Here is a 23,340-nt window from a genome sequence, read left to right as displayed (position 1 = left end):
TGTCCCGGTCTCGGAGAGGTTCTCAGGAAGGGGCTCAGGGGACGACGCACCCGGAGCCCAAGGGAGGCTCCGTGGTGAGCCAGCGTGACAAATCCGGAGGCCCATATCAAAAGAGCGTCGTTTCGGTGACGGAGGCGTGCGGCACGATCGCCGCGGCGCGAATCTGCGCAAATCGCGCCCAGGCGGCCAACCGCGGCCATCTGGCCCGATTTTCTTCGAGCGCTCGCACCGGGCTTTCGGGCCGATTTTCTCCCTCGAAATCCGCTCCACCACCTCCTCCGGAGATCCTGACGGCGCGCGGAGCCCGGGCCAGGAGCTCGAGGAAGTCCGCCGCCCGAGCCGCCTCGGCGGTGACCCCGCGCCGAGGCACTGGTTCGGGCACCAGCGTTCCGGAGGGGACCGTGCAGAGCAGCGACCCGAGGGCCTCCGCACGCTCGCGGATCCGAAGCGGGTCCTCACGGGCGGTCAGCTCGCCGACGCCGGCTCGATAGGCACGTGGCCGGTCCTCCTCGGGGCGCGGAAGATCCGAGAACAGCCGCGGCTGACCCGGCCCTCCGTGCCGGGCGTCACACCCGGCGAACCAGAGCGCCGCGCGCTCCGCATCAGGGGTCGTGCAGCCCACACCCAGCCGGGCATCGAGGCCCCGGGCGCTGCCGAGGCGCTCCGCCGCTTCCCCGAGGAAGCCGAGCACGCGCGACCCCTGGTCAGCGCGAGCGATGCCGTCGCCCAGGATCCGCAGCGCGTCCAGGAGCCCGACCGGGAGAAGCGCATGGGAGATTCGGTCGGAGACGGCCACGCCGTGCACGCTTCGAGCGCGCGCCTGGAACTCGGCGATCGACTCCAGAGCCTGGACGGCGCGCTCCACGGCTTCGGAGGCGACGGAGAGGAAGACATCCTCGCGCCAGGGCCCGGCCCGGCGGGCCAGTCGCGGAAGGTTGAGGCTGACGGACGCGCCGATCGCCACCGACCCGCGCTCGGTGGCGCTGCGTTCGACGCCGGACCAGCTGCCCTCCCCACGCGTCCAGGCAGGCACCAGATGCCCGCTCCACAGGAGCGCTTCTGCCGCGTCGCCGGCCCCGAGGGCCACCGCGGAGGCGACGCTCTCCAGCGTGGCGAAGATACGCGGAAGCTTGGCTCCCTCGGCGAGCGAGGGAGACATGGCGTGCAGGAACTCGAAGAGCGCCGGCGCGGCTTCGGGGCGCGTGCTCGCCGAGAAATCGATCGAGCGGCCGGACGCTTCACCCAGGCTCCCGACCGCCAGAACGAAGGACTCCACCATCGCCGAGCCGGTCAGCGACTTGACGAGTGGCGCGAGGTCCTCGATCACGAGCCCATCGGACGTATCGCGGGCGAGGCGAGCCACGCGCTCCAGGGCCGCGAACGCCGAGTGGCCTTTGCCCTTCAGCAGGAGACTCGACGGCATCGCGCGCATGCGCACGCGGTGCAGAGCTTCGAGGCCTCCCACGAAGAGATCGCCCGTCCGATGGGCTTCGACGACCGTGGCAGGGAGGGCGTCCTCGAGGACCCACCGACGCAGCAGGACACCACCGGCACCCTCCTCGAAGGATCGGGTCTCCCCGACGCCTTCGACCGACTCGGCCGTGGCGTTCTGGTAGAGCTGGACGAGATCGTGCCGGGGGATTCCGACCGACTCATGGCGTCGAAGCGCCTCGCCCAGACCGCGCGCGAGGAGCTGGCTGTTCACGAGTTCGCGCACGAGTCCCGTCGAGACCACGCCCATGCCCGCGTGGGCGAGGATCGACTCCACGCCCGCGGCGATCTCCTCGGCCTGAGCCGGGAGGAGCCCGGCCTCCTCGATGAGGGCTGCGACGATGCGATGGCCCTGGAAGGGCTCGGCCCCGGTCGCGCCGCGGACGGAGGGCAACCGCGCGTCGGCTCCGGCTCTGGGCGGCAAAGCGCCCGCCGCCCCCGCTCCCTCGCCAGCAGCGCCTTTCGGCGCCGGCACGACGTTGCGCGCACGGAGCTGGCGGTCGCGGCCCACGATATAGCTGCGAGCGGTCCCGGTGGCCCCCACCTCGATGAGCGCGCGCTCGACGAGCGCCCCGACTTCATCCGCGTGCAGTGACTCCGACGGAGCGCCCGCGCCTCCGGCCTCCGACGCACCCGAACCGCGTCCGAGCCGTGACGCGAGCGTGAAGCGGACGATGTCCGCCACCTCGTCCGCGAGGGTCGAGACGGTCTCGCCGGCCTCCTTCTGCGCCCGCTCGATGCTGGCGCGCAGGCGCTTCTCATCGAAGGCAGAGCGTCGCCCGAACGCGTTGCGAACGAGCGGCAGCTCCGGAGCCCGGGCGCCCGGTGCGTCCCCCGGACCCTCGAGCTCGTTCGCAGGCTCCTCGAATTGACTGAAGAGATCTCCGCCCATGGCTTGGCCAGGTGTTCGCTTCAGGAGACCGCGCCGTCTTCGGTCTCGCCGTCGTCCCCGAGAGCATCGCCGGGCGCACCGCTGCCGCCACCGCCGGGATGGAGTTGGCCTGCGGCTTCCCGAGCCATCTCGTCCGCGTCCTCGTCGAGGATCGTCTCCAGTTCGGACATGAACTGCCCGACGTCCTTGAACTCACGGTAGACGCTGGCGAAGCGAACGTAGGCGACCTGGTGCAGCGCGCGAAGCTCCTCCATCACGAGCGAGCCGATCACCGAACTGGGGACCTCGCGGTCGTACTCACCCTGGCACCGCGCTTCGACGCGCATGGCGACCTCTTCGATATCGTGGGCGGAGATCGGCAGCTTCTCGCAGGCCCTGAGGATCCCCGCGAGGATGCGATCACGGTCGAAGCGCACTCGATCGCCGTTCTTCTTGATGACCCGCAGCGGGCTCTCCTCGATCCGCTCGTACGTCGTGAAGCGCATGAAGCAAGAGAGACACTCTCGCCGGCGCCGGATGACGATGCCGTCTGCAGAGGTTCTGGAGTCGACGACGCGATCATCGTCCGCTTCGCAACGGGGACACTTCAAGGGTCCGTGGAGTGGAGCAACCTGGAAGGGCGAAGTCTACTTGCCGAGGCAGAACTGGGCGAAAATCCGGTCGAGCAGGTCCTCGGGCGCCGTTCTGCCCGCGATCTCGTCCAGGCTGTCGGTGGCGACCTTCAGATCCTCGGCGACGAGATCGAGCGGCACCGAGGCCTGGATCGCCTCCAGGGCGGCGGTGGTCCGGAGCGCCGCTGCCTCCAGAGCCGCGAGGTGCCGGGGTCCGAGTCCCCATCCCGCGGACGCCGCCGGATGAGCCAATTCGGAGGGCGAGGCGCCCCCCGAGGCCTCCCAGGTGAAACCGAGGGCCAGCGCGCAGGCAGCCGCCAGCGCCTCGACGCCCTCGCCGGTCTCCGCGGACAGGAGGTACGATCCGGGCACCGGAGCCACCTCGGTCGGCGAGCGATCGACCTGGTTCCACACTCGAAGCACGCGCGCGCCATCGGCCCCCAGGCCGGCGGGCGGCTCGGGCAGGGCGCCGCTGCAGAGGCAGCGGACGTCGATCACCCAGAGCACCAGGTCGGCCGACTCGATCAGCTCCTCGGAGCGCCGGGCTGCGAGGCGATCGGGCTCGGAGTCGCGGGGAGCGTCGCCTCCGAGGCCTGCGGTATCGAAGAGCGCCACCGTCGCCCCGGGAACGAGCGTCCAGTCGCCGCGCTTCGCGTCCCGCGTCGTGCCGGAGAGGTCGCTGACGATCGCTCGCCCGGAGCTGCGCGCGCCCTCCTCTCCGACGAGGCGGTTGAAGAGCGTGCTCTTGCCCGCATTGGGCGCCCCCGCCAGCACCACGCGCGCGACGCGATCCGAGGCGCTGCGCTGGCGCTCCCAGCCAAGCGCTTCCCGGAGCCGGGAGAGAGCGCTGGTCCCGAACTCGACGATCGACTCGATCGGCACGTGACCGGTGTCGGCCTCATCGAAGTCGAGGCTCGCCTCGGAGAGCGCCCGGACGGCCTCAAGTTCGCCGCGGATGGCCCGAACACGGCGCTCCAGACCGCCGACCAGGAGCGCGGTCGCGGCGCGCCGTTCCTCGCGCGAGCGGGCGGCGACGAGCGCGGAGACGCCCTCCGCCTGGGTCAGATCGATCCGGCCGTTCTGGAAGGCGCGGCGAGTGAACTCACCGGGCTCCGCCAGCCTCGCTCCTGAGACCAGGAGCCTCTCCAGCGCGCCCGCGACGAGCCCTGGATGCCCGGGGAGGTGCAGCTCCGCGACGTCCTCGGCCGTGAACGACCGCGGCCCTGGCATCCAGAGGAGCCGGCCTGGTAGAAGCCCGACGCCGTCGTCGAACAGGACCTCGAAAACGGCGCGGGAACCGAGGTCAGGAGCGGCTCCCCCCTCGGACGCGGTGCACAGCTGCTTCACGATCGGAGCGGAACGGGGCCCCGAGAGTCGGATCACCGACCGCGCGCCGGGGCCCGCGGCGGAAGCGATTGCCGCGATCGTTGAACCGGACCCAACGGGGGAACCGGCCCGGAGCGGCGAACCGAGTGGCCCGCTACTTCCGCTTCCCGCCACCGCCGCCCTTGCCCTTGCCCTTCTCCTTCTGGCGCTGCTGAGCCTCGGCCTGCCTCTGCAGCTCCTCGAGACGCTGCATGAACTTCCCTTTCTTCTTGGGCTGCTCGGTGTCGTCGATCGGCCAGATCTTGCGGATCACCGTCGACTCCAGGATCCCGAACGCGGACGTCGTGATCATGTAGAGCGAGAGGCCCGCGGCGTAGTTGTAGAGGAAGAAGCCGAACATGATGGGCATCCACATCATGATCTTCTGCATCTGCTTCGCCTGCTCGTCCTGGGCCGTCGGCTTCGGCATCACGCGCTGCTGCGCGACCCAGAGGATCACCATCAAGATCGGGAGCAGGTTGAACCACTCGATCGTCCCGATGAACGGCAGGTGCGTATTCAGGTCGATATGCGCCAGGCGGTCGGGCTTCGAAAGGTCCTTGATCCAGCCCATGAACGGCTGGTGACGCAGGTCGAAGGACACCCGCAGCGCGCTGAAGAGACCGAAGAAGATCGGGATCTGCAGGAACATCGGGAGGCATCCGCCGAGCGGCGGCATGACGCCCTCTTCCTGGAAGATCTTCGCCTGCTCCTGGCGGAGCTGCTGGGGCTTGTCCGCGTACTTCTTCTTGATCGCGTCGATCTTCGGCTGGACGCGCTTCATCTTCGAAGCGTGACGCGCCATCGACGTCTGCATGCGCCGGTTCAGGGGAAAGAGCATCAGCCGGACGGTGAGCGTCAGGAAGATGATGGCCCAGCCCCAGTTGCCGAAGATCCCGTGGAGGAAGCGCATGAAGCCGAGGATCAGCTTGGCGATGCCGTCGAAGAAGCCGAGGTCCTCGTCGATGATCTTGTTGAAGGCCTTGTCGCCCTCGGTGAACTGCTCGGGGTCCTTGGGGCCGGCGTAGACGGTGTAACCGTAGGTCATCGCCGGGGCGTCCACCGGAGGGAACGTCAGCGTGACGAGACCCTCGACGAGGACGTTGCGGAAGCCCTCTTTCACGTAGACGTCGGGCGTCTTGTCTGCCGCCCACGCCGAATCGAAGATCCGCTCCAGGTTGGCCTCGCGAGTCGCCTCCTTGGCGCTGTCGGACACGGGGCGCGCCAGCATCGCGAAGTACTTGTTATGGGTACCGAAGAAGGCGAGGCGGCCCTGCCGGAGGCTCTCCGTCCGTGGGATCCCGTCCAGGTCCGGTGCCACGTCCTTGATGTCCTTGTCGACGAGGGCGGCGACCGCCTTGGGCTCGACGTAGAAATTGTCCTCACCGATCTGTGGCATCCCCACCGAAGCGACGAAGCCCATGTCCACGCGCTTGTTCGCGTGCTCCGCGCTGGTCACACGAACGGAGAGATCTACGGTGAAATGGTTCTGGCCGGGGACGTGCTCGATCCGCTTCTGCAGGATGATTCCGGAAGGATCCTCGTGCGTGAAAACGATGGCCTGCCCCACGCGCTCGTGACTCCAGTGCACCCGGCTCGGGTCGAGCTGGAAGATCGACTTCGCCGTCACCCCGGGCCGAAGCATGAGGGACTGAAGCGTGCGCGGCGGCGCCGCTTCGATCGCCGGAGCCACGATCGGCACCATGTTGGCGCGATCGAGCTTCTCCTCGTCGGTGAGGCCCTGTCGCACGAAGTGATCCGCGTGGCGAATCTCGGCGATGCTGCCCCCGTAGCTGTCGAACAGCACCCACATGTGGCCGATCTCGCCGTCGGCGCCGACCTCGATCCATTCTGCCCAGGCGGGTGCTGTCGACTCGGCAGCCTTGGGAGCGGTCGCGGGCGCCGCAGCCGGATCCGTGGGCGTGAGGTCAGCGGCCAGGGGGCCGGACGAATCGTCCGGCGCACCTGGCGTCATGTCTTCGAGGATCGTCTCGGTCTTGCTCGATTCCGTGTCTTGTCCTGCTGGTGGCTCCGGCGCGTTGCGGAGCTGCACCACCATGAGGACGAGGAAGCAGAGGAAGAGTGCCAGCGGTAGGCGCTTTTCCGGGCCCATGTTCAGGGAGGGGTCAGGGTCGAGGGCTATCGCCCAGCGGCAAGCCGATCAGCAAGAAAGGCCGGTAGTTCATCCACCGCGCGGATCGCTTCCGCCGCGGCTTCGTGGTCGTACTCGACACGGACGAACGTGACGTTCTGTCCGTCGTAGAGCACGTAGGAGAGGCGCGGATCGCCGTCGCGCGGCTGGCCGACCGAGCCGACGTTCACGATCGCTCGAACGGCTTCGAGATCGCCGAGGTCGTAGGGCCCATGCACCGCGTCCAGGCCGCGCGGAACGAAGTAGGTCCCGTCAGCGAAGAAGACGGCGGGGACGTGGCTGTGCCCGATGAAGCAGACGCCGCGGTCCATGGCGCGGAAGAGCGCGTCCATCTTCTCGGTGTCGCGGATGTCACGGGGCACGACGTACTCGCGCAGCGGATCGCGGGGACTGCCGTGGGCAAACATGGCGCGATCGTCGGAAGCACTCGGCTCGAGGGCGCCGATGAAGTCCCAGTAGTCGTCCGCGCGCTCGGGATCACGGCCGACCTCGGCGCGCGTCCACTCGATCGCTGCGCGGGCCTTCGGGTTGAAGTCCTCGGCGCTGAAGAGAAGAGCCTCCTCATGATTTCCGCGGAGACAGAGCCCCGGCTCGAGAGCGCCCAGCCCGTTTCCTTCCTCGCGTCCGGAGACGCGAGCCATGACGGCATCGAGGCAAGCCCGGGGCTCCGCCCCGTAACCGACGACGTCTCCAAGGCACACGAAGCGCCGGACGCCGCGGCGCTCGGCGTCGGCCAGACAGACTTCCATGGCGGGACGGTTGCCGTGGAGGTCGCTGATGACGGCGGTCAGGGGATAGGTCACGATGGTGGGAGGGAGCGTGGGAGCCCGATACGAGCCCAGGAGTATCGGGATGCCTCACCCAAAATGAAACCCAGAAATAGAACCCCCACGGCGGGCGTCGCGCGATCAGGTGGTCGCGCCCGGGGTGCCGCTGGCGTCCCCTCGGGGCGTCTCTCGGGACCCGGCTCGAGATTCGGGCGGAGATCCAGCCGGAGACCCGGCTAGCGGGCCCGCCCCTGGCGCCGCGAAGGGGCCGGATGCGTCTTCGCCGTCGTCGAGACTTTCCAGAGCACTCTCCCTTCCTTTTCCCCGGTCTGCGGCTCCGCTCGCCCGGGCGAACACGCTCGACAAGGAGGCATCCGGGACCCGCGCCTCGGAGTCGAATTCCGCGGACGAACGCTCCCCCTCCGGACCCCGCCCTTCGGCCGGCAGCGCACCGTCGGCCATGACGAGCATGCCGAAATAGAGGGCGGCCCCCGCCAGCAGTCCCACCGCGAGCGGAGCCGGTCCGTCCATCAGCCCCATCGTGACGACAGGCGGCACGAGCGCGGTGGCGATCAGCATGGCCACCGTGACCGGAGCGAACCCGATTTCCTCGAGGAGGTGGCCGATATGGGTCCGGTCGCCTCGCCAGAAGGGACGGCCACGACGAAGCCGACCGATCACCACGCGGAGCATATCCAGGACCGGAAGCGCCAGGAACCACCAGGCCCCGGGCGTCGTGGCGATGAGCACCCCGACGAGGTGGCTGCCGGAGTCGCCCAGCATCGCGTAGGGAGCGGAACGGGATCTCTCCTCGCCGACATCGAGGGGCGCCTCGCGCGCAGAGTGCCGAACGAAGAGGTTGAAGGGCAGGTAGCCGAGCGCTGCGCCGGCGAAGAGCTTCGCCATGGGCCCCGTTCCGGTGAACATGGCGAAGGCGCCGAGGATCCCGGCGAGCCCGTCGGCGTGGTCGAAAAGATTGACCGCGTTCATGGCGATGAGCGCGAGCAGTCCGAGCCCGAGGCACTCCAGCGCGGAGGCATCAGCAAAGATCGACCCCGGGTACCAGGCCACGAGCGCCGCGACGAGGAGCTGGCCGCCAAACTTGACTCGCGCCGTCAGGCCGTCCTCTGCCACATCATCGAGCAACCCCAGGACGAAGGCCGCCAGCAGACCGGGCCAGGCGATCGTTCCGAGGGTCCGCCCAAGAGCCTCCCAGGGCCGGCGCTCCCCGGCCACCTCGAGCACGACGGCGACCCCGACCCCCACGAGGATCGCCGCCCCGCCGACCAGGGCGACCGGCTGTTTCCGAAGCTTGCGATAGGCCTGATCGCCGAGTTGATCGATCCAACCGATGCGCACGGCGACGTGCGAAAAGAGCCCTGTCACGACCAGGGACGCCAGAAAAGCGGCGAGAATGCTCATCATTTCGATCTCAGCTCCCGCGCACCTGGCTCGTTGTCCTCGTCCTCGCCCTCGCCCTCGTCATCTTCGAAGTCGACGAATCCGTCGTCCTCATCGTCCACGACGTCCTCCTCTTCCACGGGCTCCGGCTCCGGAAGAAAGGGGTTGGGAATTTCCTCCGGCCAGTCGTACATCCCCTGTTCCAGGAGAAACGCTGCCACCTCGCGATGGAGGGCTCCTTCAGGAATGACGCCCCGCGCCAGCGACTCTCGGATCGCCGTGGAGCTCAGCGGGTTCGGGGGCAGCGCGATGAACCCCCGACGCAGGCGCTCGAGGGCCCTGGCCGAAAGCTGCCCTTCGAGGGCATCCAGCGCCGTCCCCGGGTCTCCTTCGGAGCCGTCGGGATGTCCGCGCCAGACGACGATCGGCTGGGCCATGGCGAGGATGTCCTCGACGTTCCGCCACCCGGGAAGCCCCGGGAGGTTGTCGCTCCCGAGGATGAGAAAGAGTTCCAGATCGCGGTTCCGCTTGGCGATCCCCCCGTCCTTCTTGGTCACGAGCCGGAACTTGAGGTGCTCGGGGACCTCGAGCAGGGTGTCGTAGGTGTAGGAAGGACCCTCGCGGGCCAATTCGATCGCCAGGACCTCCCAGGACGGCTCCAGCGCGGTGGCGATCATGGTCGCCGCCAGGCGTAGATGAGGCTCGGCGAGCTGGCGCCCGAGCTTGTGCGGCGGCTGAGCGGCCGGGATGAAGAGCACGCGTTCGAGCTGGAAGGCTTCCTGGGCCCGCCGGGCGACCTCCAGATGCCCCTCGTGGACCGGATCGAAGGATCCGCCAAATATGGCAGCTCGCAGGGGTTCGATCTCGGGCATGAAAGTCTGTGGGAGTTTTTCGGTGACTGGTCGAGTGAAACGGGGTTGGGCGGCGTGGACGGCACGCTGCCGTGGATTCTGCCCTGTGGGATCTCCGGGCTCCGCAGGCAACTTCACAATCCTGGCATCTCAACAATCCTGGCATCTCCACAATCCTGGCTGGACTTGCAGCAGGCCGTCCGTGATACTCGTCTCCGGTGACGTTCGTTCGTGGATCGTCCCCCCCCACGGAGGGCCATCTGGTCCCCCGGAATCCCCCAGGCTCCCCCCATCACTCCTCCGCCCCTGTTTCCCTGAAGAACGCGCACCTGCCCACCGGCACGCACGATCCGAACGGGAATCAGAGAAGGACGAGTCTCCATTAGAGGCCCTTCATCACCAAGATGCGTCTTACCATCGCAGCCGTCGCCGCCACTTGCGCCGCCTTACTGGCGTCCTGCCAGTTTTCGGGCAACAAGATCAACGACCACTGGAACTTCGATTCGGTGTCGCCGCGGGCTACCCGCATCCTGACCGGGTACGACGCCTCCAAGGAATCCTCCTACAAGGACTTCGCCTGGAATCGGAAGAAGGCCAACGGACTCACCTTCCGTCGGTACTTCATGAACCACAACCCGCTGAACCCGAACCAGGAGCCGGTCAAGTCGTACTACGAGCCGCGTCCTGTCAACTCGATCCTGCCTAACCCGTGGAACTACATCCACTTCGAAGGTCTCGTCATCGGGGGCGCCATCGCAGGTGGTTTCCCGGTCCCGGTGGACTCGATCATCGGCACGTTCGAGCGTGGCGGAATCGATGAGTTCAAGGCGGGCATTCGCTCGGCGTTCGACAACAAGGGCGTGATCACGTCGGCTGACGCGCGCACGTTCTACGGGGAAGACGGTGAGCTTCCGCCGTTCGAGATGTCGAAGGGCAAGTAATCCCCTCGAGCGGGTGGGCCGATCCGTGGACGACGCATGCGTCGCGTTCGGATAGGCCCCGGTGAAGTGTTGCGCATGCGCGAATTCGCGCGTGGACAGCTCGCTCCTGGATTCCGAGAAGACCGCGGCGCGTACAGCGCTGCGGTCTTTTTTCATGGCGTCCTACTCGCCGCGCCAGAGCCGCTCGAACGCCTTCTCGACCAGATCGGGCGAAGCGGCATCCAGCCAATCGATCTCGAACTTCCGGTACCAGGTTCGCTGCCGACGAGCGAACTGGCGTGTCCGGAGCACGATCCGCCTGGCTGCCTCCTCCCGCGTGATCTCGCCCTGCGCGAGGGCCAGCGCCGTGTCGTAGCCAAGGGCCTGGGAAGCCGAGTCACCAAGACCGCCGGCTTCCTCCAGCGCGAGGGCTTCCTCGGGCCAGCCCTGGGCCAGCATCTCCTCCGTCCGCTCCGCAATGAGCCCGTCGAGAGCGTCGACCGGCACGTGAAGCCCCACCATCCGCGCGCGCCGTTCGCGCGGGGATCGAGCGGCGTTCCACTGCGCCTGGAGGGACGTCATCGTCTCCCCTGTCTGTTCCCACACCTCCAGGGCCCGTATCGTCCGCCTCGTGTCGTTCGGATGGATCCGCTCGGCCGACCCAGGATCCACCTCTCGCAGGCGGTCGTGGAGCGAGGGGGCCCCCTCCGGTGCGGACGCGTCGAGCAACCGCTGCCGCAGCGCCAGATCCGCAGGCGGCCCCTCGAAGAGGCCGCGAAGGATCGCGGCGAGATACAGGCCTGTACCGCCCACGAACAAGGGAAGAGCTCCCCTCGCGACGATCTCCTCGCACGCCGTCCGGACGAGCTGGAGGTAGCGCTGTAGATCGAATCGCTCCTCTGGACCCGCCACGTCGACGAGATGATGCGGAACGCGTGAGCGCTCCTCCGCGGAGGGCTTGGCGGTCCCTATATCGAGGCCCCGATAGAGGTTCATGGAGTCGAGCGAGACGATCTCCAGCCCGCCTGCCGCCAGGACCCTGGGGTGCTCGGCAAGCCGCAGCGCGAGCCCCGTCTTGCCGGACGCCGTCGTCCCGACGATGAACCGGAGCGGGATCGCATCCAGCACATCTCGATTCGAGGCCTGGCTCGGTGGAAAATCGCCGGTGGGAAGTCCTTGGGGCATGGCGGAATCGTAAGAGGATCGTCCGGCAATCCGTCGTCCCTCTGGAACTGTTTCGCGCGGGAGTCCACGATCTAGGCCATGCAACGTTTCGCCCCCCGCCACTCCCTCGCAGAGCGGCCCCGCTCGCTCCGATCGACCGCGCGTACCATGCTGTTCCTGGCCTTCACCGCCCTGCCGTGCGCCCTCGCCTCGGGTGCTCCCCAGGGAGACGCTCCTGCCACCGGCCGCCTCGCTGCGCCCGGGACGCAGACCCAGGCCGTGATGGCCGTCGACAGTCGTCCAGCCGAAGCCGGCCGGATCCCGGAGGGCACGAGCCAGGAAGCAGCGGATCTATGGGACCGACTGCTCGCCAGCATCGCCGTGCCGCAAGGTCCGGATGCAGCCAACCCCTCCGGCCCCCGTGGCTTCGAGCTCGTCTTCGACGGCCGCATCCGCTCCGAAGAGACCGGAACGAACGACTACACCGCCAAGTTCGCCTACCTCGAACTCGGTCCCGGGCTCGTGCGCGCCACCATGCTGGACGCCAAGGGCAAGGAGAAGAGCAAGCAGATGCGCGGACTGGGGCCGGGTGATGGACTGGAATACTGGTTCAAGAAGCTGACGGGAAGCACGGCGACCGACTGGATCGAACTCGTGGGCCGCGACGGACGCGACAGCCGCAACGAGACGGACCGCTGGGCCAACATCTCCTACGACATCGCCCGCCTGACGGATCCGAAGAGCTTCCGGATCGTCGAGCTCCGCCTTCGCGCGGTCAAGGACGGCTCCGATCGGATCGGGATGGGCATCCTGGATTTCGAGAACGATCCCGGGCTGCTCCTGCCGGATACGGACATCACCGGAAAGGTCGGCGGCCGCGAACGCAAAGTGGCTGACCTGGCGCGGACGCTCGTCTGGCTCGAACTCGCCACGCCTGACTTCAAGGATCTCGGCGAGAAGAAGCGCGACTCGGAGGGTCCGACCGTCCGCAGGCTCGTCTTCGGAATGGACCCGGAGACCTTCCGCCCGCAGCTCGTGATCGTGGCCCCCCACCGTTCGGACATGCCGCTGCAGGTGCCCGGGACTCTGCTCGTGCAGTGCACCGAATGGTTCCAGACCGGGCCGGAGGGGAAGCCGAAGGCCTGGATCCCGGGACGCTTCTTCAGCTACGAGACGGACCGAACGGCGCCCGAGACGGAAGCCGCCACCGGCCTCCGCCTGCGCTTCACGAACACCGCCAGCGCAGACCTCTATTTGAAAGACACGAGCGACATGAACGCTCAACTCCGGCGCGAGGACTTCCTCCCGCCCAAGGAGTGATCGAGACGCGACGCCACGGCGCTTCCGCTACTTCCGGTGGAACGCCTTCTCGAGATCGTGGAGCGTGAATCGCACGCGCGTCGGGCGCGCGTGCGGGCATGTCTGGTCGGTCCCCGCAGCCCGCGCGCGCTCCAGCAGAGCGCGAATCGAGGACTGATCGAGCGCGTCGCCCGCCATGATCGAAGACCGGCAGGACGCGCGGTGGAGAACTTCCTCCAGCACGTCCTCGGCATCGGGGGCCTTCCCCGTGCGCGCGATCACCTCGACGATGTCCTGGATAATCGCTTCCGCTTTCGGTCGCCGGATCCGAACCGGAAGGCCGTGGACGGCCACCGTCTTGTCGCCGAAGGCCTCGATCTCCACGCCGATGCGAGCGAGCGCTTCCTGGTGGATCATGATCAGCTCCAGGTCCGCCGCGGAGAGGTCCACCAGCTCCGGAGTCAAGAGCCTCTGGACCTCGACCTTGCCCGCATCGACCTCTCGCCGGAGTTCCTCGAAGGTCAGACGCTCGTGCAGCGCGTGCTGATCGACGATCTCGAAGCCGTCGGGCAACGCACGAATGAGGTACGTCTTGTCGATCTGGAGGTACGGCCCGCGCAGGTCGTCGACGGCGTGCCAGCCCGCGCTCAAGCCACTTGGACCGTGATCGGGCGACGTGGGCTCCACGTCTCGCACCTCGAATTTCGCGCTACCTTCGCGAGCAGTCTCGGGATGGCCGTACGGCGAGACCCATCCGGTGCCCCCGGAACCAGTCGATCGACCGGGCGCTCCCCCGCCGGAGCCGGGCCGCGGGATCCAATCCGTCGCGCTCCCCCCGCCCCCCAAAGAATCGGGGCTAGACGAAGAATCGGAGCTAAACGAAGAGTCGGAGCTAAACGATGGACCGGAGCGAGACAGCGGACCGGGGTCAGGCAGCGTCTCGCGCTGTGGTATTTGCTGCGCGTCACGCCTGCGCATGCTCTCCAGCATCGTGTCGCCGGGCGTCGCCATGTCGGTCCGAAGGACGGCTTCCTTCAGAGCGTTGACGAGGAACCCGAAGAGCGCGCGCTCATCGCGGAGGCGGACCTCGCTCTTGGCGGGGTGAACGTTGACGTCCACCGTCTCGGGGTCGAGTGAGAGGTGCAGGAACGCCACTGGCTTCGGGCCCTCGACGAGCACCCCGCGGTAGGCGTCCTTCAGCACGCGCGTCAGGACCTTGTCGTTGAGCGGCCGACCGTTCAGGAACCAGATCTGGCGCTGGCCGTCGCGACGCGCGAAACGCGGCGGCGCGACGTAGCCCCAGACCCGCGACTTGCCACCTGTCTTCTCCACGGGCTCGAGGTTCGACGCGAGTTCATCCCCGAAGATGCGGCGAATACGCCCGAGCAGGTCCATGTTCGACTCGACGTCGAACGTCCGCTTGCCGCCGTGGTTCACGACGAAGCCGACGCCGCCCTGACCGTTCTCATCGGCCGGATGGGCCAGAGCGACGCGCTGAATGATCGCCATGCAGCGGGCAAGTTCGGTTCGATCACGCTTGAGGAAGCGACGCCGGGCGGGCGTGTTGAAGAAGAGGTCGCGCACCTCGATGACGGTGCCCTCTGGCATCCCGGTCGGCGTGACGCGCCCGCGCTTGCCACCCTCTTCGATGATCTCCGCGCCCGTGGCCGCGCCGCGGGGCCGCGAGCGAATCTTGCAGCGAGCGACCGAGGCCATCGACGCGAGGGCCTCGCCGCGGAACCCGAGGCTCGCGATGTGATCCAGGTCGTCGGGGGTCCGAAGCTTGCTCGTGGCGTGGGCCTGGAAGGCGAGCTCGAGGTCCTCGGGGCCCATGCCGATGCCGTTGTCCGTGATGCGAACGAGGCGCATTCCCCCCTCCTCCAGATCGATCGTGATCTCGGAGGCGCCAGCGTCGATCGCATTGTCCAGAAGCTCGCGGACGACCGACGACGGTCGTTCGATCACCTCCCCGGCCGCAATCTGATTGCGGACGACCTCGGACAGGATGGCAATTCGTGGGGTGCCCAGTGCTTCACTCATCGATCCAACGCCTCGCTCATCCCCCCAGTTTAGCGGCGGGCGCTCTGACGACGACGCCAGCGCAGCGCGAATTGCGCGAAGTCGGTCACGTCCACCGCGACGTTCGATCGGGAGCGTCGCTCCAGCTCGCCGAACTCGTCCAGCATCTGCGCCCACTCCTCGGGGCTACGCGCCTGGAAGCTCTGGAGAAAGCTCTCCATGCCGGAACGCCCCCCCTTGACCCCGCATCGCTCTGCTGCCTTCTGGGGCGCCATCCCGGCCACGACGGCCTCGGCGACTCGGCACGCTTCACGGATCTTCCCGGACACCGAGGCTGAGAGCTGGGCGACGATTCCTGCCACGTCGACGGTTCGCGATCCGTCACGCTGGCTGGCGCCGCCGCTGAAGAGCGTTTCCAGCCCGACGAGCGCTCGCTTGACGTCGCCGGCTGCGATCTGGTCGGCCACCTCGAAGGGCGAGGCGCTGGCGTCCCAGGCGACGAGTTCCTGGATGCCCTCCTTTCCGCGTCCCACGAGGCGCTTCAGCTGGTCGTCGATCGCCGCCAGGTCATTGCCCGTCGCGGCCACGATGTAGGCCGCCTCGTTCAGATTCACCTCGACCTTCAGGTCGCGCGCGCGTCCAGCGCACCACTGGACGAGTTCGGCCTTGCGCGGATCGGGGTCCCACTGGGGCGGCTTGTCGTAGAGCCTCCTGCAGCCCACGTTGGCTCCGCCTGCCTCGTCCGCAGCGACGGAGAGAACGTTCGTGGCGAGGAGCCTCGCAGCGGAGAGCACCAGCAGTCCTTCGGCCTTCCGCTCGAGGCGAGCCCTCATCGCGTCGCGGATCGCCGACGAGAACTGCAGCGCGCGCTCGATGATCACGCGCTCCGCCCCACGAAGGACGATGCAGCGAGCGCTCTGGAAGAGGGCTCCTGTCGCCAGGTCGTCGAGCAGCGTCGCGGCCGAGTATTCGGGGTCGAGCGCATCGTGCCGACAGATCTCCATCCCGGCCGCCTTCGCGGCGGCGACCGCAAGTGCGACGCCGCGCTCGCGAAAGTAGCTCTCCTCACCGCGTAAGATGATGATCGGCGGAAGACCCTCCGACAGCTGGCGCGCCAGCATGCGGAGCCCGTCTTCGGGCTGGGGATCCTTCCGTTTCGCCGCGCCGCGGCTCGCCGCCTTCTTCGCCATCAGAGTCCACCCACCGCGACGGACGCAGCCTCGGCTCCACCGGTGAACGCCATATCGACCACCAGACCGATGAACAGGGCGATGCCCACCCAGCCGTTCACCGTGAAGAACGCGACGTTGACCCGGCTCAGGTCATCCGCTCGCACGAGACTCTGCTCCCACAGGAGCAGCAGCGCGGCCAGCACCGCCGCGCCGAGGAAAACAGGCCCGCGATCCGCGCGCACGACGAGCGCCAGCAGCGCGGCGACCGTCGCGACGTGCAGAAGGCGGCTCACGATCAACGACCGCCCCACCCCTATCTTCGCAGGCAAAGAGTGGAGCCCCTTACCCGCGTCGAAGTCGGCGTCCTGACAGGAGTAAATGAGGTCGAAGCCCGCCACCCAGGTCCAGACCGTCAGGAACAGCAACAGCGGGATCGCGAGATCGCCTTCGAAGTCTCCGCGCACGGCGATCCACGCGCCGAGAGGCGCGAGGCCCAGGGCCACGCCGAGCACGAAGTGCACGGCCGCGCTGAACCGCTTCACCAGGCTATAGCCCAGGAGAACCAGCAGGACGAGCGGCGCGAGCTTGCCGCTGAGGGAATTCAGCCTCCAGGCCGCGCCGACGAAGACCGCAGCGCTCACCACCACGAGCCCCGCAGCGTAGCGCGCCGACAGCGCGCCGCGCGGAATCTCGCGGACGGCCGTGCGCGGATTCTGAGCGTCGATATCACGGTCCACCAGGCGATTGAAGGCCATCGCGGAGGTTCTCGCCGAGACGGCCGCGACGACGATCCAGGCCAGCACGTTCGGCGCGGGCATGCCGCCAGCCGCCAACCAGGCCCCCATCAACGCGAAGGGCAAGGCGAAGACCGAGTGACTGAACTTCACCATCGAAAGGGTGAGCGCCAGCTTGCTCGCCTCCTCCTCGACCAGGGGAGTCGACGGCGGCGGCAAGGTGTCCGGGTCCGTCATGGCGCGACCTCAGGGTTCGTGCCCAGGTCGCCGACCGGCTCGTCGAGCCCTTTCCAGCGCGCACCGACGCTCTGCTCGACGCCCAGTCGGTCCAGTACCTTGCCGACGACGTGCACCACGAGGTCATCGATCGTTTTCGGACGATGATAGAACCCGGGCATGCAAGGCAGCAGGATCGCGCCGAGTCGAGCCGCCCGCAGCATGTTCTCCAGGTGGATCTCACCCAGCGGCGTTTCGCGCGGCATCAGCACGAGCCTGCGCCCCTCCTTGAGCGCGACGTCGGCGGCCCGCTCGACGAGGTTCGAGCTGAAGCCCGCGGTCACGCGCGCGAGCGTGCCCATGCTGCACGGCGCGATGATGACGCCCCCCGTCAAGGACGTGCCAGAGGCCGCCGGGGCCTCGATGGCGTCGCTCTGGAAGACGCGGACGCGACCCAGCTCTTCGGCGGTCGCTCCCTTCGCCGTCAACCAGCCCGGGAGCGATCCCTCCAATGCCTCACCGCGCACCCCCGCCTCGACGCCGAGTTCGTGTCGAAGCACCTTGCAGCCAGCTTCCGTGATGGAAAGATCGACCTCGCACCCCGCCCGAAGAAGCTCGACGATCAGGCGCTCCGCGTAGGCGTGGCCGCTCCCTCCGGTGATGCCGACGAAGAATCGCAGCGGTCGCCCGCTGACCTTGGCCTGTGATGGGTCCGAATGCATGGGCCCGAGATGGTATCCGTTCAGAAGAGCGCCGGGGGCCTCACGCCCAGGAGCAGCACCAGGTTGAAGAAGGCGTGGGCCCAGGCGGCCACGCCGACGCCACGCCAGAAGACGATCGCCGTCAGGAGGACGCCTGAGGCAGCACGCCACGTGAAGAGCGCGGCATCGAAAGGTTCACCGCTCCCGCCCATCCAGCGCGTCGCCATCTCGGTGTGGAAGAACGCGAAGAGCATGGCGGATACAGCCGTCGCGCCCAGAGCGCCGGTGAGGCTCGACAGGCGTCGACCGAAACCCATCCACTCCGACCCCCTCTTGACGAGCAGGAACACGAGAGCCACGGCGAGCACGCGGAACAGGATCTCCTCGTAGGCAGCGCCTCCCATGACGAAGGCCGCCCTGCGGAGCTCGGGCACGCCCGCCGCCTCGCCGATCATCATGGCACCCACGAATGGTTCGGCAGCCCGGGCAGTCAACGCGAGAACGGGCCCGAGCAAGAGGGCCGCTAACGCCGCTTCGCCGAGAACCCGCACCAGTCGCGGGACGAGGGGGGTGCCGCTTCGAAACGAGCCGACGAGTCCGTAGAGCGCGATCAGACCGAGCATGATCATCCGGGCGATCGATGCGTTCGACGCTCCGAGCGGACGAAGCGGCGTGCTCAGGATCGCTTCTGCGATCGATCGTGTAGGAGAAGGACCGGCGGCGCCCGAGGACAGCGCCCACTCGTAGCCGAGAAACAGAGGCATCATCGCGAGGATTCCAAAGCTGACCGTCCTCGAGAACTCGGCCGCCGAGACCTCCCCGTCGCCGTCCTCATCCCAGGCTTCGGACCAGTCGAGCGACTCCTCGTCGTCCTCCCACTCGTCCTCTTCTTCCCACTCCTCCTCCCAATCCTCCTCTTCGTCGTACTCGTGGTCGTAAGCCAAGCCTGTTCGCTCCGCCCGGATCGGGTCAGACCTCGCTGGGCGCCACGGCCACGTGCAGACAGGCCACGCCACGGAAGAGACGCTCGTGATCGACGGACGCGAATCCATCCTCCAGCATCTCCTGGCTCAGCTGGTGGGCGTCGGGCCATTCCTGAACGGTGCTATCGAGGTAGCGGTAGGCTGCGCGGTCGCCCGAAAGCGCCCCGCCAATGCGTGGCAACACGTGCGTCAGATACGACCGGTAGACGCGCCCGAAGAGGTCGCGGTCCGGCATGCCGAACTCCAGAATCAGGACCTTGCCACCGGGCTTCGTGATCCGGAGCAACTCCCGGAAGCACTGGCGCCTGTCCACCACGTTGCGCAAACCGAAGGCCATCGTCACGACGTCGGCGCTCCCGGAACTCACCGGCATGGCCAGCGCATCCCCCTGGACCCAGACGCCCGGACGCAGCTTCGCCGGCGCGTGCTCCAGCATCTCGAAGGTGAAATCGACCCCGAGGACGTCGGCCCCCGCTCGATCGAGCACGACCGCAAGGTCCCCGGTGCCGCAGGCCACATCGACGGCGCGCTGACCCGAGAGGTCGCCACCTGCGCGCTTCACCACCCTGCGTCGCCACCGGGTATCGACTCCGCCCGAGAGCACTCGGTTCGCCAGGTCGTACCGGCCGGCGATCCGCGCAAACATCCCCTGCACGACTTTGGGGTCCTTGTCGCTCTTCGCTTCCGTCAACGTCCGCTCTCCCATTCTGCTCGCCATTCGAGCCGCTCGCCCCCGGGGATGCCACGATAAAAGACGCCCGCGAGGGGCCCCCTTGGAAAAGAAGCGACCCCGTGGAGGAGCCAGAGGCTCGTCCCACGGGGTCGCTCTTCATCGGACGATCACCTTCCCGGAGCCCTCCCGATCACAACAGCAGGTTACTGACGGCTGAAGTCGCAAAGCACGGAAACCTGCGGCACGTCGATCGACTGGACACCCGCGATGTAGGGGTTCGTGTCGTAGCGAGCCGTACCCGTCTGGCCAAGCGCCAGCACGTCGATGACGCCGCTGGCTCCGACCGGGTTGGGTACCGCAGCAAACATGAACTGCGCCTCGAACGTGTTCTGCTGACCGTTCGTGATGAACTGGGTCGTCACGCGGACCTGGGACTTGTTGTTCGCGGGCAGCGGCGAACCAGCCGTGAAGTCACTACGCGGGCCGAGGAGTGCGCCGACGTTTCGCTGGTTGTCAAAGGCAATGTCGATCGGGATACCCGAAAGCTGGCCTGCGGACTGGCTGACCGAAAGCGGAACACCGAACTCGACGCCCCGAAGGTTCGAGCCACCAGCGAAGCCGGATTGGGTGATCAGGACCGCGTTGAAGGGACCACTCTCGATGCGAAGACGAGAGATCGCCCCGTCGCCCATCTCACCGGCGTCGCCGGTGTTCGCGTCGATCGCCCCTTCATGAACGATGTACACCGAAGCGTCCAGGTTGATCGGATCGAGCTGGATCGTCTTGGGCGCCTGGAAATCGAAGGAAACGATACCGACCACGTCGTCGAAGCCCCAGCCGTTGACGCCGTTCGGACCCGACTCGAAGAAGGCGCACGCGCCCGTTCGGTTCAGGATGTAGGCGAAGTACACGGCGCGGCGGAACGACCAGGTCAGCTGCCTGGGGCAGACGGCCAGCTCGAACGGGCGGTTGAGCTGGGAGTTGATCGTCCGACGGACGAGCAGGCTGCTGGCCGCGATGATCGACAGCGAGCTGTCGAGTTCGTTGCAGACGATCAGGTCCTCGTTCATCCCGTCGAAGGCGAGGCCGCGGGGCGAGTTACCCACCTGGACCTGCTTGATGACGTTGTGGAACTGAGCCGAGGCCGGGTTGATGTCGATGAACGTAACCGAGTCCGAAAGCTGGTTCGAAACCGCCAGGATGTCGATGTTCGGTCCCATCGCAAACGACGTCGGATCCGCCACCGGGATACGAGCCACGACCAGCATACGGTTGGAGTTGAACACCACCACCTCGTTGCGCGGCCGGTCCGCGACGTAGAGGAAGTGACCCACCTGCTGACGAATCTGGTACGGGTTGCAGAGCAGCGCGTTCGTCTGGCCGAAGGACGGCCCGAGGAAGAACTGGTTCGTCTCCAGCGTGAGGAGACCACGAGGAGGAGCATTGTTCGCCGGAACGGGGAACGGATTGCCGGGAGCCAGGAGGTTGTTGACCGGCGTGATCAGACCCGTGGTAGGGTTGACCTGCGGGTCGACGGTCGTCGGCTCGGCACCGGCCAGGAACGGCGACACGCAGGCCGGCGGGAACGAAATCCCCGGCGGGTTGGGGTGCGGCGCCCAGGAGATCACGTTCTCGTAGCCGGGGCTCACGCCGCCAAGCTGGTTGGCCTGGGTCGGCACCACCGTGTTGGCCTGGGACGTGAGGCCGATCGAGATGATCTTGATACCGTCGAGGGCGCAGACGTTGCCACCGCCGGCCTGGCAGCCGAACGGGGGCGGTGCGTTCCGGAACGTCACGTCGAGCGCGTGCCCGAAGTGGATGTCGGTGGCGGAGCTGACGAGCGGAGCCGTCGCGAGCAGGTCCGAAAGACTGCTGTCCAAGGTCAGCGTGAACACGCCGGCGGAACCACCGTCGATGGTGCACTCACCCGGGCTGAGGATCGGACGGACGGTCGGGTTCTGCGTCACGTTCGGATCGTAAGGAAAGCGGCTTTCGCCCTCCAGCGGGAACGGCGCGCTGCTGACCGGGTTACCCGTCGACTGACCGAACCCGTTCAGGTCCAGCACGGAAATGCCCGCGTTCGCGCCGCTTCGGCCGACGTAGATCACGTCGGGAGCCACCGGTGCGTTGACGATGCCCGGTCCCTCTCCCGTTTCGAAGTCCGTGTCCGCGCCGCGCGAGTTGGTGTTCGGAACGAGCTGTCCCGGCTCGGTTCCTTCCACAAGGGCCAGGTCTTCGATCTGGTTCGTGGAGAGCGAGACCGAAACGGTCGAGAACGTACCACATGTCAGGAACTCAGGCCCCTGACCGGGGAACTGGAAGCCAGGCCGGACGAGATACGTAGAAAGGTCGTACGGGCTGATCGGCACCGCATTGATCGGAACGTCCGTCGGGCCGGTGGCCGGACCGAAGGAGATCTTGATCGCGCTGGAAAGAAGCGGCGGTCCCTGACCGAGGACCTCTCCGACCGAGTACGGCTGAACCGGCTCGGTGAACTCGAAGCGAATCGACGTCTCGGGGTCCACGTTGATATCGCCGTTACCGGGCGAGATCAACGGACGCTCCGCGGGCGGAGGCGTGCGCAGAAGCTCAGGGCTGAGTTCGTCGGAGCCGACCGTCGTGGCCGCCAGAACCTGATCCGCGAGGCGCCGTCCGTTCGCAGCGACGAGCGAAGTCGTCACGCGGAAGCGGATCGTCACCCCCTGGGGGAACGTCTCGAAGCTGTTCAGGTTGGCGTCGGAGTCCGCGACGAAGAGGATCGTCTTGTCGGACACGAGCGTCGCCGCGTTCTGCGGGGCAGAACCGAGTCCAGGGAAACCACGCGCCTGGAAGTTGTTCTCAAGCCCCTGCTCGGTGGGGACCAGCTGGCCCGTTGGCTCGTCGAGGACAACCCACTGCTGGAGCTCCAGCTGGCCGCCGCCGGCCGGTCGAACGAGAGTCTTGCCACCCACGAAAGCACGGCCATCGGCCGACAGCGACGAACCCGTCGCAGCGTCGATCGTCGTCACGCTCACCGGGCCGGAGAGGCCGTTGCTCGTCGGGCTCGGGTTGAGCACCGTGAGCGGATCGATGACCTGCGTGAAGTTCGCGTAGATGAAGTGGTTGCCGGGCGTGTTGTCCGGCTCGATCGCTTCCGTCGGGAACGTCACCGTCGGCAGGATCGCGTTGCCACGCATCACGTTCGCCGCGATATCGTCCAGCGAGCGAATGGAGATGATCTCATTGGTACCCGGCCGAAGAACCGAGTGCGGAAGCAGCTGGCCGAAGCCGTTGCTGACCTCGTTCAGTCGGAGAACCGCGCCGGAGCCGCTGACTCCCTCGACAGAGTTCTTGCTGCTGTCGAACGCTCCGCAGGACGCGGCGATCAAGAGAGACGTCGCCGCCAGGGCCGTTTGGCCTGGGCGCGATCGTGGAACGAGCGAATTCGCGGTCATGTTGTCTCTGGGCATGTAGAACGCCGAAGTGATCGGCTTGCCAAGTGATGGTGGTCGGGGGGTCGCCGGGGGGGGATTGGACAGGAATCTCGAACCGGATCTAGGCGGTGACGGACCGGAAGTTTCCCGTCCAGGCGGCCAATCCTTTCAGGAGCGCCGATAGGAAGCCACAATTGACGTGCCCGATCCTCGAATGGGGCCGCCAGACGCGTCCAGCGGTGTCCCAAGAGCCGCATAAGTAGCTGGTAGACAGCGACTTAAACATGCCCTGATTCCTCTGCAAAGAGCGTGGGCTCCCGTCGGCTGGACGCCGTCAAGAACCTCGAACGTGCGGCTTGTCACACCGAGAAGAGCATGTTCAGCGCGAGATCGAGCGATCGCGCACACCCATGCCGAATCCCCTTGTGCCGGAAGCCGACGGCTGAGTCTGGGTCCGCCTTGCCCGTGTGTCAAGAAATCCCACGGGGCAACCCTGGGCCTAGGAGCTTGTCGCGC

At 67.4% G+C, this 23,340-nt stretch carries 17 protein-coding genes; 2 read left to right on the top strand and 15 right to left on the bottom strand.

Features of this window, described 5'->3' with window-relative positions; genetic code table 11:
- Positions 1 to 106: 106 nt before the first annotated feature.
- The 7 genes from Poly30_RS11835 to nadD all read right to left on the bottom strand — a co-directional run bounded on the left by Poly30_RS11835 (position 107) and on the right by nadD (position 9,551).
- Positions 107 to 2,383: a hypothetical protein gene (locus Poly30_RS11835; protein WP_145197501.1), complete on the bottom strand. Its 2,277-nt coding sequence runs from the start codon at positions 2,381 to 2,383 to the stop codon at positions 107 to 109.
- Positions 2,384 to 2,403: 20 nt separating this feature from the next.
- Complete coding sequence (gene nrdR / locus Poly30_RS11830; protein ID WP_145197499.1) at positions 2,404 to 2,973, bottom strand: transcriptional regulator NrdR; 570 nt, start codon at positions 2,971 to 2,973, stop codon at positions 2,404 to 2,406.
- Between the two features lie 36 nt (positions 2,974 to 3,009).
- Positions 3,010 to 4,494, bottom strand: coding sequence for a tRNA modification GTPase (locus Poly30_RS11825; protein ID WP_145197496.1), 1,485 nt, complete (start codon positions 4,492 to 4,494; stop codon positions 3,010 to 3,012).
- Positions 4,475 to 6,472, bottom strand: coding sequence for a membrane protein insertase YidC (gene yidC, locus Poly30_RS11820; RefSeq protein WP_145197492.1), 1,998 nt, complete (start codon positions 6,470 to 6,472; stop codon positions 4,475 to 4,477). Before yidC ends, Poly30_RS11825 begins: the two co-directional genes overlap by 20 nt.
- A gap of 26 nt (positions 6,473 to 6,498) precedes the next feature.
- The gene (locus Poly30_RS11815; RefSeq protein WP_145197490.1) at positions 6,499 to 7,314 is read right to left on the bottom strand and encodes a metallophosphoesterase family protein; all 816 of its coding nucleotides are present in this window, start codon (positions 7,312 to 7,314) and stop codon (positions 6,499 to 6,501) included.
- A 105-nt stretch (positions 7,315 to 7,419) separates the two neighbouring features.
- Positions 7,420 to 8,703 (bottom strand): MraY family glycosyltransferase, encoded by a 1,284-nt coding sequence (locus tag Poly30_RS11810; RefSeq protein WP_145197488.1) that lies wholly within the window; start codon positions 8,701 to 8,703, stop codon positions 7,420 to 7,422.
- Entirely contained in the window at positions 8,700 to 9,551 is an 852-nt protein-coding gene (gene nadD, locus Poly30_RS11805; protein ID WP_145197486.1) for a nicotinate (nicotinamide) nucleotide adenylyltransferase, read from the bottom strand. Before nadD ends, Poly30_RS11810 begins: the two co-directional genes overlap by 4 nt.
- Positions 9,552 to 9,934: 383 nt before the next feature.
- Here nadD and Poly30_RS11800 point away from each other — a divergent pair, with 383 nt between their 5' ends.
- Positions 9,935 to 10,471: a hypothetical protein gene (locus Poly30_RS11800; RefSeq protein ID WP_145197484.1), complete on the top strand. Its 537-nt coding sequence runs from the start codon at positions 9,935 to 9,937 to the stop codon at positions 10,469 to 10,471.
- Positions 10,472 to 10,633: 162 nt separating this feature from the next.
- On the opposite strand, the gene miaA is transcribed toward Poly30_RS11800, so the two are convergent.
- The gene (gene miaA, locus Poly30_RS11795; protein WP_145197482.1) at positions 10,634 to 11,635 is read right to left on the bottom strand and encodes a tRNA (adenosine(37)-N6)-dimethylallyltransferase MiaA; all 1,002 of its coding nucleotides are present in this window, start codon (positions 11,633 to 11,635) and stop codon (positions 10,634 to 10,636) included.
- Positions 11,636 to 11,713: 78 nt separating this feature from the next.
- Between miaA and Poly30_RS11790 the strand changes: the two genes are divergently transcribed.
- A complete protein-coding gene (locus tag Poly30_RS11790; RefSeq protein ID WP_145197480.1) occupies positions 11,714 to 12,934 on the top strand; it encodes a hypothetical protein in 1,221 nt (406 codons plus the stop codon).
- A 27-nt stretch (positions 12,935 to 12,961) separates the two neighbouring features.
- Here Poly30_RS11790 and mutL read toward each other — a convergent pair whose 3' ends face one another.
- The 7 genes from mutL to Poly30_RS11755 form a co-directional block, all read right to left on the bottom strand.
- Positions 12,962 to 14,953 carry a DNA mismatch repair endonuclease MutL gene (gene mutL, locus Poly30_RS11785; protein ID WP_145197478.1) on the bottom strand — a complete coding sequence of 664 codons (1,992 nt, stop codon included), beginning with the start codon at positions 14,951 to 14,953 and terminating at the stop codon, positions 12,962 to 12,964.
- Positions 14,954 to 14,982: 29 nt separating this feature from the next.
- A complete protein-coding gene (locus Poly30_RS11780; protein ID WP_145197476.1) occupies positions 14,983 to 16,122 on the bottom strand; it encodes a DNA polymerase III subunit delta in 1,140 nt (379 codons plus the stop codon).
- Complete coding sequence (locus Poly30_RS11775; protein WP_145197474.1) at positions 16,122 to 17,075, bottom strand: UbiA-like polyprenyltransferase; 954 nt, start codon at positions 17,073 to 17,075, stop codon at positions 16,122 to 16,124. The genes Poly30_RS11780 and Poly30_RS11775 overlap by 1 nt, the downstream gene beginning before the upstream one ends.
- The gene (locus Poly30_RS11770; protein WP_145197472.1) at positions 17,072 to 17,776 is read right to left on the bottom strand and encodes a UbiX family flavin prenyltransferase; all 705 of its coding nucleotides are present in this window, start codon (positions 17,774 to 17,776) and stop codon (positions 17,072 to 17,074) included. Before Poly30_RS11770 ends, Poly30_RS11775 begins: the two co-directional genes overlap by 4 nt.
- A gap of 20 nt (positions 17,777 to 17,796) precedes the next feature.
- A complete protein-coding gene (locus Poly30_RS11765) occupies positions 17,797 to 18,699 on the bottom strand; it encodes a CPBP family glutamic-type intramembrane protease (protein WP_145197471.1) in 903 nt (300 codons plus the stop codon).
- Positions 18,700 to 18,724: 25 nt separating this feature from the next.
- Positions 18,725 to 19,444: a ubiquinone/menaquinone biosynthesis methyltransferase gene (locus Poly30_RS11760; RefSeq protein ID WP_145197469.1), complete on the bottom strand. Its 720-nt coding sequence runs from the start codon at positions 19,442 to 19,444 to the stop codon at positions 18,725 to 18,727.
- A 170-nt stretch (positions 19,445 to 19,614) separates the two neighbouring features.
- Positions 19,615 to 22,860: a YncE family protein gene (locus Poly30_RS11755; protein WP_145197467.1), complete on the bottom strand. Its 3,246-nt coding sequence runs from the start codon at positions 22,858 to 22,860 to the stop codon at positions 19,615 to 19,617.
- Between the last annotated feature and the right edge of the window lie 480 nt (positions 22,861 to 23,340).

Origin of the sequence: Saltatorellus ferox (assembly GCA_007751475.1) — a bacterium.
GTDB lineage: Bacteria > Planctomycetota > UBA1135 > UBA1135.
This window is presented reverse-complemented; position numbering and strand designations above follow the sequence as displayed.